We start from the raw sequence: 14,220 nt of genomic DNA, 5'->3' as shown, positions 1-14,220 counted from the left end.
CCAGTCGCGGCGGCTGGGTTCCGCCGTGGGGCGGATCAGCGCATCACCCGCCATGGTGTTCGTCGCCACGCAGGTCGACGCTGACTTCCACCGACATACCGGGGCGGATCAGACCGTGCAGCGGATTGTCGGCGGCGAAGGTCAGCTTGACCGGAATGCGCTGCACCACCTTGGTGAAGTTGCCGGTGGCGTTGTCCGGCGGCAGCAGGCTGAACTGCGCGCCGGAGGCGGCGAACAGGCTGTCGATGCGGCCTTCGATGGGCGTATCGGGGTAGCTGTCGAACAGCAGTTCGGCTTTCTGTCCCGGGCGCATGCGGCCGATCTGGGTTTCCTTGAAGTTGGCCTGGATCCAGATGTCCTGATCCGGCACCAGCGACAGCAGGTAGGCGCCGCTCTGCACCACCTGGCCTTCGCGGGCCGAACGCTGGCCGACAAGGCCGCTGATCGGCGCATGGATCTGCGTGCGCGACAGGTTGAGATCGGCCTGTTCCAGGTCGGCCTGGGCGGAAAGAATCAGTGCGTCCAGGCGCTTGAGTTCGGCTTCCAGGCTGGCGATCTGCTGACGCTGAGCCTGCAGATCGGCCTGGGCCTTGGCCACTTGCGAGCGGGCCACGCGGTTGTCGGCGGCCAGGGTGGTGACGCGCTCTTCGGAGACGTAACCCGGTTTGCGTAGGGTCTGTGCGCGGCCGAGATCGAGCCTGGAGCGGTCCAGGGTGGCCTGGCTGGCTGCGACGTCGGCCTGGCTGGCGGCAATCAGGCTGGCCTGCTGGTCGAGTTTGCTCTGCGCCTGGGCGCGCTCGGCCTGATGGGTTTGCAGAGCCGCGAGGGCGCGCTGGCGAGCCAGCCGGAAGTCGGCGTCCTCCAGAACGGCCAGCAGTTGGCCGGCCTCCACGTGTTGGTTGTCACGTACCAGTACTTTCTCGATTCGTGCGTTCAACTGGCTGGAGACGCGAGTGATCTCGCCCTGCACGTATGCGTTGTCCGTGCTCTCGTGGTAGCGACCGATCAGCAGCCAGTGGGCGAGCAGGGCGCCGGCGATCAACGCCAGCAGGATCACGAATACAAGAAGGCGGCGTTGCAGTTTGGCGGGCATGCTTGAGGCTCGGGATGCGTCGGAGAAATGTAAGTAAATTTAACAGCGTTCCCTTTTCGCTAGTAGACTCTCGGCTTGGCATGCTTTGTTGCGTATGAGGAACAATCATGGGGCTGGATGATGCTTTGATTTTCACCCGGGTGGTGGAGTGCCACAGTTTCACGCAGGCGGCGACCAGCCTGGGGATGCAGAAATCGACGGTGAGCCGGCGTATCGCGTTGCTGGAAGAGCGTCTTGGCGTACGTCTGCTCAATCGCACCACGCGCAAGTTGCGCCTGACCGAGGTGGGGCAGGCTTACTACGAGCGTTGCCGGCAGATCATGCTCGACTTCGCCGAGGCCGAGCAGGCCGTGATGCAACTGCAGCGCGAGCCGTCCGGACTGTTACGCATCACTTCACCGATCGAGTTCGGCCAGCTGTTTCTCGGGCGAGTGCTGGGCGAGTTCATGCGTCAGTACCCGCAGATCGACGCCGAGGTGGAGCTGACTTCGCGATCCGTGGACCCGCTGGAGGAGGGCGTGGACATCGCCATCCAGGTCGGCCAGCCGCAGGACTCCACGCTGATCGCGCGCAAGTTGTTCGAAAGTGGCCGGCGTCTGTGCGCCAGTCCCGCCTATCTGGCGGCGCACGGGACGCCGCGCAGCGTTGCCGGGCTGGAGGGGCATCGGGCGATACTCCTGCAGCATGACGCTCCGCGTTACTGGCCGCTGTTGGGCGAGCATCTGCCGTGCCAGCGGGTGATGACCTGCAACAACATCACCTTTGCCCGTGAGGCGACGCTAGCAGGGGCCGGGATTTGCGGGCTGCCGGTGATGATCAGTGAGGAGGCGGTGCGCAGCGGGCGTCTGGTCGAGCTGCTGCCCGAGGCGCGCCTGCCGGTGGGAGAGGTCTACGCCATCTACCCGTCACGGCGCTTCCAGGCGATGAAGGTCAAGACCTTCCTCGACTTCCTCATCGCCAGCTTGCCGATCACCCGTGGCGGGCTGCTGGAGCCGGGGGCCGTCGGCCTGCTAACATCGCCCGCTTGATTCAAACCTCGTGTCTTCCTTCCGAGAGCATTCATGACCACCGTCCGTACCCGTATCGCGCCATCGCCCACTGGCGACCCCCATGTCGGCACCGCCTATATCGCGTTGTTCAACCTGTGCTTCGCTCGTCAGCACGGTGGCCAGTTCATCCTGCGCATCGAAGACACCGACCAGGTTCGCTCGACTCGTGAGTCCGAACAGCAGATTTTCGATGCACTGCGCTGGCTGGGCATCGAATGGGACGAGGGCCCGGATGTCGGCGGCCCGCACGGTCCGTACCGGCAGAGTGAGCGTGGCGAGATCTACAAGAAATACTCGGACGAGCTGGTCGGCAAAGGCCATGCCTTCCCGTGCTTCTGCTCAGCCGAGCGCCTCGACGAAGTGCGCGCGCAGCAGATGGCCAACAAGGAAACCCCGCGCTACGACGGTCACTGCATGCATCTGGAGCCGGCCGAGGCGCAGCGCCGCATCGCTGCGGGTGAGTCGCATGTGGTGCGCATGAAGGTACCGAGTGAAGGTGTTTGCGTGGTGCCGGACATGCTGCGTGGCAACGTCGAGATCCCGTGGGATCGCATGGACATGCAGGTGCTGATGAAGGCCGACGGCCTACCCACCTACTTCCTGGCCAACGTGGTCGATGACCACCTGATGGGCATCACCCATGTGCTGCGTGGCGAGGAGTGGCTGCCGTCGGCGCCCAAGCTGATCAAGCTCTACGAATACTTCGGTTGGGAGCAGCCGGCGCTGTGCTACATGCCGCTGCTGCGTAATCCGGACAAGAGCAAGCTGTCCAAGCGCAAGAACCCCACCAGCATCACCTTCTACGAGCGCATGGGCTACCTGCCGCAGGCCATGCTCAACTACCTCGGCCGCATGGGCTGGTCGATGCCGGACGAGCGCGAGAAGTTCTCGCTCGCCGAGATGATCGAGCACTTCGACATCAACCGCGTGTCGCTGGGCGGGCCGATCTTCGACCTGGAGAAGCTGTCCTGGCTCAACGGCCAATGGCTGCGCGAGCTGCCGGTAGAAACCTTCGCTGCCGAAGTGCAGAAGTGGGCGCTCAATCCCGACTACCTGATGAAGATCGCGCCGCACGTTCAGGGCAGGGTGGAGACGTTCAGCCAGATCGCACCGCTGGCGGGCTTCTTCTTCTCCGGTGGCCTGAATCTGGACGCCAAGCTGTTCGAGCACAAGAAACTCTCGGCCGATCAGGTGCGCCAGCTGATGCAACTGATCCTGTGGAAGCTCGAGTCGCTGCGTCAGTGGGAAAAGGATCGCATCACCGGCTGCATTCAGGCGGTGGTCGAGCATCTGGAGTTGAAGCTGCGTGATGCCATGCCGCTGATGTTCGCGGCGATCACCGGCCAGGCCAGCTCGGTTTCCGTGCTCGACGCCATGGAAATCCTCGGCCCGGACCTGACGCGCTTCCGCCTGCGTCAGGCGCTGGAGTTGCTCGGTGGCACCTCGAAGAAAGAGGCCAAGGAGTGGGAGAAGCTGCTGGCGAGCATCGGCTAAGTCGAGGCGTGCAACTGTGGGAGGGGCTTTAGCCGCGATGATTTGATTTTGTCGCCGCTGAAGCGCCTCCCACGGTTGCAGCTAACTTTCCACGAGTGAGGCTCTAAGTAATTGTTCTAGTGGCAAAAACTTTGGGCTGGCAGGAAAAATGTTGTTGACAGCCAGTCGGGGCGCTCTTAACATGCGCCCCGTCCTCGAGATGGGGCTATAGCTCAGCTGGGAGAGCGCTTGCATGGCATGCAAGAGGTCAACGGTTCGATCCCGTTTAGCTCCACCAATCTCGGCTCCTTCGGGAGTGCCAGAGTCGACGTAAGTCGATTCACGATCAGGGTCTTGCGTCCCCTTCGTCTAGTGGCCTAGGACACCGCCCTTTCACGGCGGTAACAGGGGTTCGAGTCCCCTAGGGGACGCCATTTATTCCAGCCGCAGCGCTCAGGCGTTGCAGCCAGACCGAAAGGTTTTGGGGCTATAGCTCAGCTGGGAGAGCGCTTGCATGGCATGCAAGAGGTCAACGGTTCGATCCCGTTTAGCTCCACCAAACACTGACAAGGCCAGCCTAGTGCTGGCCTTGTTCTTCGAAGGTTTTGTCCCCTTCGTCTAGTGGCCTAGGACACCGCCCTTTCACGGCGGTAACAGGGGTTCGAGTCCCCTAGGGGACGCCATTTTCCAGTCGCAGCGCTCAAGTGTTGCGAACCGACCGCAAGGTTTTGGGGCTATAGCTCAGCTGGGAGAGCGCTTGCATGGCATGCAAGAGGTCAACGGTTCGATCCCGTTTAGCTCCACCAATCACACTCAAGGCCAGCCTAGTGCTGGCCTTGTCGTTCGAAGGTTTCGTCCCCTTCGTCTAGTGGCCTAGGACACCGCCCTTTCACGGCGGTAACAGGGGTTCGAGTCCCCTAGGGGACGCCATTTTTCTTGCCGCGTTTGCGGGACCCAGGGGTCACTTCTTCGGAAGTGGCCCCTTTTTGTTTTCGCCCCTTCTTTTTCCGATGCTGGTGCGCCTGCCTGGTAATGCTGACCGGCGGTCGATCGGCTGGCTTGCAAATTAATATGATGGCCGTAATATTGTGTTCATCATATCAAGGGCGCGATCATGAGCGAACGCAAGAGTGAAACTCGTAAGCGCATTCTCGCTGCGGCAGGGCGAGTGCTCGCAGAGCGCGGGCCTGGTGACCCGGCGGTGGCTGAGGTCATGGCGGAGGCGGGGTTGACGGTCGGCGGCTTCTACGCGCACTTCGCCAGCAAGGATGCGCTGATGCTCGAGGCCTTTCGCCAGTTGCTCCTGGTGCGGCGTGAGCGACTGGCGCAGGTCGATCAGAGCCTGACAGGCAGAGAGCGCCGAGTGCTCTTGGCCGCGTTCTACCTTTCGCGCAGGCACCGTGATGACAATGACGAGCGCTGCCCGCTACCGAGTTCGCTGGCGGAAATTGCGCGGTTGCCGGATGGTTTTCGCCAGACCCTGGCTGAACACATCGAGTTGATGACCGCGCAAATGAGCGGGGCGCCGGAAGAGGGCGATGTGGCGCTGGCTGACTTGGCGCTGATGATCGGTGGTCTGGCGCTGGCGCGGGCCTTGGGGCCTGGCGAATTGTCCGACCGGGTGCTGCGTGCTGCCAAGTCGGCAGTTGTGTGAAATCAAGCGTGAAGGAGAGGGTGATGAACCAGATGACCTGGGTCCGTGGTGTCAATGCAACGCTGGGTAGAGTGGCGCCGCAACTGATCGCCAGTCGTTTGCGCGAACGTTTCATGACGCCGCGCACTTCGTCGCCGCGGGATTGGGAGCTGCCGCTGCTGGCAAGTTCAGAGCGTATTACCCTGCGTTTCGGTCTCTCTGCGTTGCGTTGGGGTAGCGGCCCTACAGTGTTGCTGATGCATGGCTGGGAGGGGCGCCCGACCCAGTTCGCGCTGCTGATTCGCGGCCTTGTCGATGCGGGTTATGGTGTCGTCGCACTGGACGCGCCCGCCCATGGTCAATCGCCGGGGCGTGAGGCCAATGTGGTGCTGTTCGCACGTGCGCTGCTCGAGGCCGCCAGTGAGTTGCCGCCGCTACGCGCCGTGATCGGTCACTCGATGGGAGGGGCCAGCGCGCTGCTGGCTACGCAAATGGGCTTGCGCAGCGAGACCCTGGTGACCATCGCCGCGCCGAGCCGCATCTTGGGGCTGTTGCGCGGCTTCGCTCGATTCATGGGGTTGCCTGCCGAAGCGCGTGCGCATTTCGTGCATCAGGTGGAAAAGACCGCCGGCATCCCGGCTGCGCATCTCGACGTGCAGCGTTATCAGCTGGAACTGCCGGGTCTGATCGTGCATGCCGCGGATGATCAGGTGGTGCCGGCGAGCGAAGCCGATCTGATCCACAAGGCCTGGTTCGACAGCCAGCTGCTGCGCCTGCCTGCGGGTGGGCATCAGCGTCTGCTGAGCGATCCGTTGCTTCTGCAGGCCGTGCTCGAGCTGCTGGATACGGTGCCTCAGACGTCGTTGAAGGCGCTGGCTTCGTAACTGACTACACGGTTACGACCGCTTGCCTTGGCGCTATACAGGGCACGGTCTGCCAGTTCCAGCCATTGCTCGCCGCAGCCGGGGTCGCTCGGTACTCCGGCGTACAGGCCGATACTCATACTCAGCGCTATCGGCGTTTGTTGATAGATGCAAGGGTTTTGCGCGAGGTCCTCGCGCAGTCGCTCGGCCAGATCGAGTGCGCCGGTCAGATCCGTGCTGTCGAGCAGGGCGGCGAACTCTTCGCCGCCGAAGCGTGCCAGCAGATCGCTGCTGCGCAGGCGTTGTTGAATGCGCTGGGCCGCATGACGCAGGCAGGCATCGCCAGCCAGGTGGCCGTAGCGATCATTGACCTGCTTGAAGTGATCCAGATCCAGCATCAATACCGCCAGCGACTGTCGGCTGCGCTCGGCGCGGGCGCAGGCGCGTGCCAGTTCTTCGCTGAGTGTCTGGCGATTGAACAGGCCGGTGAGTCCGTCGCGACGATTCAGTTCGGCCAGGCGCAGGTTGGCGCTGGACAGTTGATGCAGGGTGTCCTGCAGGGTCGCGGTACGCTCCTGTACGCGCTGTTCCAGGCTTTCGCTGATCTGCGTCTGCAGTTCCAGGTGCCTGGTCTGCTCGGTGCGCAGGCGGCGTTCCTGGTCGATCAGTTTGGCCTGGGCCAGGCGTTCTGCTTCCTGCGCGTGGCGGATACGTGAGGCCAGGGCGATGGAGAACACTGTCATCTCGATCAGGCCGCCGATCTGCTGGGCATGCAGGGTCAGCAGCGAGTAAGGCAGCAGCCCTGTGCCGGTGAGGATGCTGGCAAGGCTGGCAGCAATAAGCACGAACCAGCCCAGGGCGAACAGGCGCGCGGCCGCGTAACCGCCCCGCCAGCGCAGCAGGGTGATGATGAAGGCAGCCACGGCGCAGGCGACCACCAGCACGAAGCTGCCGATCAGGGCTGGTGCGTAGGGGCCAAACAGCGCCATGCCCAGCACCAGCCAGGCGCAGGCCTTGAGTGTGTTGGCGACCCAGCGGTAAGGCCGCGCGGCCTTGTCCAGTTCCAGCACGCCGTAGGTGAAGTGAATGCCGAACAGTGTCGCCAGTGCCGAGCTGAGCGGGAAGCTCAGTTGATGCCAGCTCAGGGCGTTGGGCCACAGCCATTGCAGGGCGAAGCCGAGTTGAATGAACTGGTAGAGGCTGAAGCTGGCGACGAACAGGCTGTACCAGAGGTAGTTGCGATCGCGAGTGATGCAGAAAATGCTCAGGTTATAGATCAGCATCGCGATCAGGGCGCCGAAGAACAGGCCTTGTAGCAACAGGCTGCGCTGTTCCTGGAGGTCGAAGGCTTCGCGCGTCATCAGGCTGGCGCTGAGGTTCGCCGAGCCATCGGTTTGCATGCGCAGCCAGATGCGCTGCTGCTCGCCAGACTCCAGGGTGAGGGGGAGTACCAGTTGCCGGTGTGCGACCCAGCGCCAGTCAAAGGGGCGCTGGTCGCCGGCGCGGTAGATGCGCTTGCCGTCCAGGCCGTAGGCGTCGAGTTGATCCAGCAAGGGATTGCCGATCAGTAGGACCCAGCCAAGCGAGCGGTTGTGCGGATTGTGCACATCCAGGCGCAGCCAATAGGTGCTGCCGCTGTAGCCGAAGCTGGCATCGCGCCGGGCGACGACCTGCCAGGCGGAGTCGGGGAGTGCGCTGACATCCATGAAGTCGGCCTGGCCGTCCGGGTCCTCCCAGACGTGCATATAGGGACCGGGCAGTGTCTGCGCCTGACCGATCGGCAGCGGCAGGCTTTCTGCCCAGGTCAGCGCTGGCAGCAGCAAAAGCATCAGTAGGCGCAGGATGGCAGTCAATTGCTCGTTCTCGGGCTCTCAGGCGAGTGCACTGCATTATGGCGCGCGGCGATGACGCGATGAAAGCTCGGCACTGCATGCAAGGGCTGCGCGGCGTATCATGCAGCACCTGGCCGAACGGTCGCCGAGGATGCTGGCGGCCACGCTCATGAATCGGATCACCCAGCTTGCCACATGCGGGCTGCACACCTGGAGGTACAGTCATGAACTGGGAGTTGCCCAGCCCCTTCGTCATCGATATCGAAGTGAGCGCAGAGGACATCGACGGCCTCGGCCATGCCAATAATGCGGTGTACGTCAGTTGGCTGGAGCGCTGCGCCTGGCGGCATTCGCAGTTCCTGGGGCTGGACCTGGTCGAGTATCGCCGTCTGGATCGGGCCATGGCCGTGGTGCGTCACGAGATCGACTATCTGGCCAGTGCTTACGAAGGGCAGCATCTGCAGATGGCGACCTGGATCGTCGAGTCCGACCAGCGCCTGAAGATGGATCGGCGCTTCCAGCTGGTTCGCCCGGAAGATGGCGCGACCTTGCTGCGCGCCAAGACCACCTTCGTCTGCATCGAGTTGTCCAGCGGTCGCCCCAAGCGCATGCCAGCGGAGTTCGTCGAAGGTTATGGCAAGGCGCTGATGCCGTCCTATCCGCTGGAGCTGTAAGGCCGCTCAGTCGATCGCCGGCGCGAGAAATACCTGCCCCGGCTCGACCATGACGTCGAACTGGCGGGTTTCACCGGGGCGCAGGATGACCGATTGCGCCACGTCCGGCCCACGGCCTGCGCAATAGCCATCTGGCGACATGGCCACGGCTACGCTCAGTTCGCCGCTGGGCAGATCCAGGCTGGTGTGCTTGCCGGGGCCGAGTTTCGCCACTACCTGCTGGTTGACGTAGAGCTCCACGTCGCAGGCATTCGGTGCGTTGTTGTCGCGACTGAATATCAGGCGAGCTGGCGCATCGGCCGTCGGGTCTGCAGGCATTGGCGCGATGTCGCTGGGCACCGCCTCGTTGGCTTGTGCCCCCAAACAGCACATACCCACTACGATCAGTGCGAGATAACGCATGGCAAGCCTCCCTGTTTGGCGAGGCACCAGTGTGGCCCATGTTGCGCGCCGCGCGCGACCCCTTAACAGGCCATTGAAAAACTACCTCGGCTTTGGCCTCCTGCGTCGCTCTACCTCCTGCATCCATGCAGTCGTCGCCTACGTTTTTCAACGGGCTGTTAGACTGTGCGCCCCATTTTTCCGGACAACCTCATGCAAATCGCCCTGGCGCCCATGGAGGGACTGGTCGACGAGATTCTGCGCGACGTACTGACTCGTGTCGGCGGTATCGACTGGTGCGTCACCGAGTTCATTCGCGTCAGCGAACGGCTGTTGCCGGCTGCGACTTATCACAAGCTGGCGCCTGAGCTGTTCAACGGCTCGCGCACCCTGGCTGGCACACCAATGCGTGTGCAGTTTCTGGGTTCGGATCCGCAGTGCCTGGCGGACAACGCTGCCTTCGCCTGTACCCTCGGTGCGCCAGTGATCGATCTCAACTTCGGCTGTCCGGCCAAGACGGTGAACAAGTCGCGGGGCGGCGCGGTGCTGCTCAAGGAGCCGGAGTTGCTGCACGCCATCGTCCGTGAAGTGCGGCGCACGGTACCGGCCGAGATTCCGGTGACGGCGAAGATGCGCCTGGGCTTCGAGGGCAAGGAGGGCGCGCTGGACTGCGCGCGAGCGCTTGCCGAGGGCGGGGCGAGCCAGATCGTCGTGCATGCGCGGACCAAGGTCGAGGGTTACAAGCCGCCAGCGCATTGGGAGTGGGTGGCGCGGGTGCAGGAGGTGGTCACCGTGCCGGTATTCGCCAATGGCGAGGTGTGGACGCTGGACGACTGGCGCCGCTGCCGCGAGATCAGCGGCGTGGATGACATCATGCTGGGGCGCGGCCTGGTTTCTCGGCCGGGGCTGGCGCGGCAGATCGCGGCGGTCAGAGCTGGCGAAGAGCCTGAGGAAATGAGCTGGGCCGAGCTGCAGCCGCTGCTGCTCGACTTCTGGCAGCAGGCACGGCGCAAGCTGGCGCCACGCTATGCGCCGGGGCGTTTGAAGCAGTGGCTGGCGATGCTTACCCGTACCTACCCGGAAGCTGTCGCGCTGTTCGCTGAGGTGCGCCGCGAACAGGATTGCGAGCGCATCGACCAGCTGCTTGCGCCATTTCCATAGGGTGCGCTGTGCGCACCGCCTGCCAGGCATGAATGTGTGCCTCTTGCCCTGTTGGTCGTGAGCAATTTTCCAGCTCTTGAAAAATGTCCGAGTGACCTCAGATAAGTGACTGCGGGATGCCGAAGTCGGGTTCCGCGATATGACACTTGCTGAAATTTCAGGAGATTACTCATGAGCAACGTACTGTCCCTGGCCCCACTGTTTCGCCAGTCTGTCGGTTTCGACCGTTTCAACGATCTTTTCGAATCTGCCCTGCGCAGCAATGACGCCGGCAGTTCCTACCCGCCCTACAACGTCGAGAAGCATGGCGAGGACCACTACCGCATCGTGGTCGCGGCTGCCGGCTTCGAGGAAGACGACCTGGAGTTGCAGGTCGAGCGTGGCGTGCTGACCGTGGTCGGCAACAAGCGTGACCGCAGCGCCGAGAGCATCAGCTACCTGCATCAGGGCATCGCCCAGCGTGCATTCAAGCTGTCGTTCCGCCTGGCTGACCATATCGAGGTCAAGGGCGCCAACCTGGCCAATGGCCTGCTCCATGTCGAGCTGGAGCGCATCGTGCCGGAAGAGGCCAAGGCCAAGCGCATTCCTATCGGCAGCCAGCGTCCGGCGCTGGAAAGCTGAGTCGATAGCTGATGATGAAGAAGGCGCCCCTTGGGGCGCCTTTTTCACTTCAGGCAAAAGTCTGGTTCCGGCTGTTTCGTCGGTAGGATGCGCTGTGCGCACCGAGAGTGCTGTCCGGTTACGGTCGCTGCCTTTCCAGTAGTTCACGAAAGGCTTCCTGCGGCAATGGTTTGCTGAACAGATAGCCCTGATAGAGATGGCAGTCTTGCGCCTGCAGGAAGTCCAATTGATCTTGCTGCTCGACGCCCTCAGCGATCAGCGCCAGGCCCAGGCTGCGCGCCATGGCGACGATTGCTCGGATGATCTCGGCATCGTTGGGGTCGTTGGTGGCGTCACGCACGAAGGACTGGTCGATCTTCAGCATGTCCACCGGCAGGCGCTTGAGATAGGTCAGCGAACTGTAGCCCGTGCCGAAATCGTCCATGGCGAAGCTGACGCCGTGCTTTTTCAGGCGCAGCATCTTGCCGACGGTGTCATCGATGTTCTGAATGACGATGCCTTCGGTGATCTCCAGCTTGAGCATGGCGTTGGGCAGTTGGCTGTCGCGCAGGCTGGTCGCTACCCGTTCGACGAAATCGTGCTGGCGGAACTGGCGAGGGCTGATATTGACGCACAGGCTGAAGCGTTCGCTGTCGATCAAGCCGCCCGCGAGTAGCTGGGAGCAGAAATGGCAGGCCTCGGCCAGCACCCAGCCACCGACTTCGACGATCAGCCCGCTTTCTTCCAGCACCTGGATGAACTGCGCGGGCGACTGGGGGCCCAGCTGCGGATGTTGCCAGCGCAGCAGTGCCTCGGCGCCGACCACCTGGCCATCACGAGCGTCCACCTGGGGCTGGAAGTGCAGTTCGAATTCGCCGCGTGCCAGGGCCAGGCGCAGATCGTTCTCCAGACGCAGACGTGCGCTGGCCGCTTCCTGCATGGTGGTGCGGAACAGCTGGATGGCGTTACGTCCGGAATCCTTGGCGCGGTAGAGGGCGATATCGGCGCGCTTGAGCAGATCCGCCGGAGTATTGCCGTGATCGGGAATCAGGGCGACGCCGATGCTCGGGGTCACCTGCAGGCGGTGGCCGTCCAGCAGCATCGGTTCGGCGAGCAACTGGCGCAGCTTGTCGGCGACCTGGCGGACATGGCGGGTGACCTCCGAGCGCTTGCCCTCCAGGCCGGAGAGCAGCACCACGAATTCGTCGCCGCCGAGGCGGGCCACGGTGTCTTCGAGGCGCACGCTGGCTTCCAGGCGCGCGGTGACCAGACGCAGCACGGAGTCGCCGACGGGGTGGCCGAGTGAATCGTTGATGTGCTTGAAGTGGTCGAGGTCGAGAAACAGCAGGGCGCCGCGCAGATCATGGCGCTTGAGCAGGGCGATCTGCTGGGTCAGGCGATCCATCAGCAGGGCGCGGTTGGGCAGGTTGGTCAACGCATCGTGGTAGGCCAGGTGCTGTACTTGCGCCTGCGCCTGCTTCAGTTCGCTGATGTCGCGTGCAGTGAGCAGCAGGCAGGGCACGCCATTGAGCTCGATGGGCTGCACGGAAACGTCGACCAGACGCACTTCACCGTCCCGATGCCGGCCGTGCATTTCCATGTGCAGCACCTGGCCCTGCTGGGCCAGGTGTTCGATCATCCGTACGCGCTCTTCGGGGTAGGCCCAGATGTCCAGCTCATGCACCGTGCGGCCGATCACCTCCCAGCCCTGGTAGCCGGTGATGCGGGTGAAGCCTTCGTTGACCTCGATGTAGCGCCCGCTGTCCCGTTCGGTGATGGTGATGGCGTCCGGACTGGAGTGGAAGGCCTTGGCGAACTTCTCTTCCGAGGCTTGCAGGCGCTGTTCGCGCAGCAGTCGCTCGCTGATATCGACCAGCGTGCCGACCATGCGCAGCGGTTGGCCGGCCTCGTCGAGCTGCAGTTTGGCAGTGCTTTCGAGAAAGCGCAGGCCGCCATTTTTCAGTTGCACACGGTAGGTGACCTGATAGTGGCTGCGGTGCTCTTCGACCAGGCTCTGGTAGCTCTGGCGCAGACTGCGTCGATCTTCCATCGGTACCTGACGGAAGAAGTCGAGGAAGGCGCCTTCGAACGGTAGCGACTCCAGGCCTTGCAGCTGGGAGGCCCGGGCGCTGGCAAACAGCCGACTACTGGGAATGTGCCAGTCCCAGGTGCCCAGATCGGCCGACTCCAGGGCAAGGCGCAGGCGCTGCTTGCTTTCGTTGAGTGCCTGCTCCTGCGCGCGCTGCTCGGTGATGTTGCGCACGGTGAGGACCAGACAGGAGGTGCCGTTCAGCTCTATTTCGCCACCGAACAGCAAGTTACTGGTGACGCTGCCGTCGCGGCTGAACAGCCGTACCTCGAGGTTGTTCAGGCGCCCGGTCTGTACGGCGTCGAGCATGCGTTGACGGTCGCTGGGGTCAGCCCAGATGCCTAGCTCCAGCGAGGTGCGGCCCACGGCTTCGGCGCTGCTCCAGCCAAATTGCTGCTCGAAACTCGGGTTGACCTCGATGAAGCGGCCTGTCCCCCGGTCAGTGATGGCCACCGCGTCAGGCGTATGCATGAAGGCCTTGGCGAACTTTTCCTCACTGGCGCGCAGGGCGTTTTCTGCGCGCTTGCGTTCGCTGGTATCGAGGAAGGTGCAGAGCATCAGGCGCTCGCCCTGCAGCTCGATGTACTGACTCGACAGCACGCCATCGAGAATATTGCCGCCCCGGGTGCGCAGTTGTACTTCCTGAATCACTGGTTCCCGGCTAAGCGGCGCCTGCTGGCGCAACTGGTCGCGCTGGCTGGCGTGTACCCAGAGATTCAGCTCATGGGTAGTGCGGCCAAGAATGTCGCTGGCGTTCCAGCCGAAGGCGTGGGTGAAGTGCTGGTTGACCTCGACGACCTCACTGGTGTCATAGCGCACCAGCATCATGATGTCCGGGCTCAGGCGGAACAGGCTGGCGAAGCGTTCCTCGGAGGCGCGCAGGGCCTCGGCACGCTCCTGCTGGGCGCTGATGTCGCGGATCACGCCGAACATGCGCGGCCGACCATCGGCCTCGCGTTGCAGACTGCCGGTGATCTCCAGCCAGTGCAGGCTGCCGTCCGGCCAGCGGATGCGGTGGCGCAGGGCGTTGGCAATCTGTTCGCCCTTGAGGATGGCGTCGAATTTAGCCAGAACGTCGGCGCGTTCCTCTTCGGGGATCAGCTCGATGTAGTGCAGTTCTCGCGTGACCGGGCGATTGGGATCGAGGCCGAACAGTGCCTGGGCGCCGCGCGACCAGTTCACCTGGCCACTGCGAATGTCCCAATACCAGGTACCGAGGTGCGCACCGTTCAGCGCAGCCAGCAAACGTGGCGCGTCTTGCCAGGTTTGCTCGAATTCGGCGGGATCCATCGCCGGTATATGTGGCAGGGGCGGGGTCTGGTCAGTCGATCTGGCCATGGCCGTACCTTCCTCCGGAGTGCGCGGTTTGCGG

11 protein-coding genes and 6 tRNA genes are annotated in these 14,220 nt (G+C 63.3%); 13 read left to right on the top strand and 4 right to left on the bottom strand.

The genetic code is table 11. The features are described from left to right. Window positions 1-43: 43 nt before the first annotated feature. Window positions 44-1,093: an HlyD family secretion protein gene (locus INS93_RS12005; protein WP_192982164.1), complete on the bottom strand. Its 1,050-nt coding sequence runs from the start codon at window positions 1,091-1,093 to the stop codon at window positions 44-46. A gap of 107 nt (window positions 1,094-1,200) precedes the next feature. Here INS93_RS12005 and INS93_RS12000 point away from each other — a divergent pair, with 107 nt between their 5' ends. The 10 genes from INS93_RS12000 to INS93_RS11955 all read left to right on the top strand — a co-directional run bounded on the left by INS93_RS12000 (window position 1,201) and on the right by INS93_RS11955 (window position 6,132). Continuing rightward, window positions 1,201-2,121 carry a LysR family transcriptional regulator gene (locus INS93_RS12000; RefSeq protein ID WP_059391720.1) on the top strand — a complete coding sequence of 307 codons (921 nt, stop codon included), beginning with the start codon at window positions 1,201-1,203 and terminating at the stop codon, window positions 2,119-2,121. 33 nt (window positions 2,122-2,154) lie between these two features. Next, window positions 2,155-3,636, top strand: a complete 1,482-nt coding sequence (gltX, locus tag INS93_RS11995; RefSeq protein ID WP_192982161.1) for a glutamate--tRNA ligase — start codon at window positions 2,155-2,157, stop codon at window positions 3,634-3,636. Between the two features lie 201 nt (window positions 3,637-3,837). Then, a tRNA-Ala gene (locus tag INS93_RS11990) sits at window positions 3,838-3,913 on the top strand. Between the two features lie 60 nt (window positions 3,914-3,973). Next, window positions 3,974-4,049, top strand: a tRNA-Glu gene (locus tag INS93_RS11985). Window positions 4,050-4,098: 49 nt separating this feature from the next. After that, window positions 4,099-4,174, top strand: a tRNA-Ala gene (locus tag INS93_RS11980). Between the two features lie 48 nt (window positions 4,175-4,222). Further along, window positions 4,223-4,298, top strand: a tRNA-Glu gene (locus INS93_RS11975). Between the two features lie 47 nt (window positions 4,299-4,345). Beyond that, window positions 4,346-4,421 (top strand) — tRNA-Ala (locus tag INS93_RS11970). A 48-nt stretch (window positions 4,422-4,469) separates the two neighbouring features. Beyond that, window positions 4,470-4,545, top strand: a tRNA-Glu gene (locus INS93_RS11965). Between the two features lie 184 nt (window positions 4,546-4,729). Further along, window positions 4,730-5,269 (top strand): TetR/AcrR family transcriptional regulator, encoded by a 540-nt coding sequence (locus tag INS93_RS11960; RefSeq protein WP_192982158.1) that lies wholly within the window; start codon window positions 4,730-4,732, stop codon window positions 5,267-5,269. 23 nt (window positions 5,270-5,292) lie between these two features. Next, window positions 5,293-6,132: an alpha/beta fold hydrolase gene (locus INS93_RS11955; protein WP_160016675.1), complete on the top strand. Its 840-nt coding sequence runs from the start codon at window positions 5,293-5,295 to the stop codon at window positions 6,130-6,132. Here the strand turns inward: INS93_RS11955 and INS93_RS11950 are convergent. After that, window positions 6,102-7,964 (bottom strand): diguanylate cyclase, encoded by a 1,863-nt coding sequence (locus tag INS93_RS11950; protein WP_226945489.1) that lies wholly within the window; start codon window positions 7,962-7,964, stop codon window positions 6,102-6,104. The genes INS93_RS11955 and INS93_RS11950 overlap by 31 nt on opposite strands. 203 nt (window positions 7,965-8,167) lie before the next feature. Here INS93_RS11950 and INS93_RS11945 point away from each other — a divergent pair, with 203 nt between their 5' ends. Continuing rightward, window positions 8,168-8,617, top strand: a complete 450-nt coding sequence (locus INS93_RS11945) for an acyl-CoA thioesterase (RefSeq protein WP_192982156.1) — start codon at window positions 8,168-8,170, stop codon at window positions 8,615-8,617. A gap of 6 nt (window positions 8,618-8,623) precedes the next feature. On the opposite strand, the gene INS93_RS11940 is transcribed toward INS93_RS11945, so the two are convergent. Then, window positions 8,624-9,019, bottom strand: a complete 396-nt coding sequence (locus INS93_RS11940; protein WP_192982153.1) for a hypothetical protein — start codon at window positions 9,017-9,019, stop codon at window positions 8,624-8,626. Between the two features lie 192 nt (window positions 9,020-9,211). Here INS93_RS11940 and INS93_RS11935 point away from each other — a divergent pair, with 192 nt between their 5' ends. Both INS93_RS11935 and INS93_RS11930 read left to right on the top strand, forming a co-directional pair. Further along, on the top strand, window positions 9,212-10,159 hold the full coding sequence (locus tag INS93_RS11935; protein WP_192982151.1) for a tRNA dihydrouridine synthase: 948 nt from the start codon (window positions 9,212-9,214) through the stop codon (window positions 10,157-10,159). A 171-nt stretch (window positions 10,160-10,330) separates the two neighbouring features. Continuing rightward, the gene (locus INS93_RS11930) at window positions 10,331-10,780 is read left to right on the top strand and encodes an Hsp20 family protein (protein WP_160016671.1); all 450 of its coding nucleotides are present in this window, start codon (window positions 10,331-10,333) and stop codon (window positions 10,778-10,780) included. A gap of 118 nt (window positions 10,781-10,898) precedes the next feature. Here INS93_RS11930 and INS93_RS11925 read toward each other — a convergent pair whose 3' ends face one another. Beyond that, the gene (locus INS93_RS11925; protein WP_192982148.1) at window positions 10,899-14,186 is read right to left on the bottom strand and encodes a PAS domain S-box protein; all 3,288 of its coding nucleotides are present in this window, start codon (window positions 14,184-14,186) and stop codon (window positions 10,899-10,901) included. Window positions 14,187-14,220 lie beyond the last annotated feature (34 nt).

Source organism: Pseudomonas sp. EggHat1, assembly GCF_014892995.1.
Lineage (GTDB): Bacteria > Pseudomonadota > Gammaproteobacteria > Pseudomonadales > Pseudomonadaceae > Aquipseudomonas > Aquipseudomonas chaetocerotis.
This window is presented reverse-complemented; position numbering and strand designations above follow the sequence as displayed.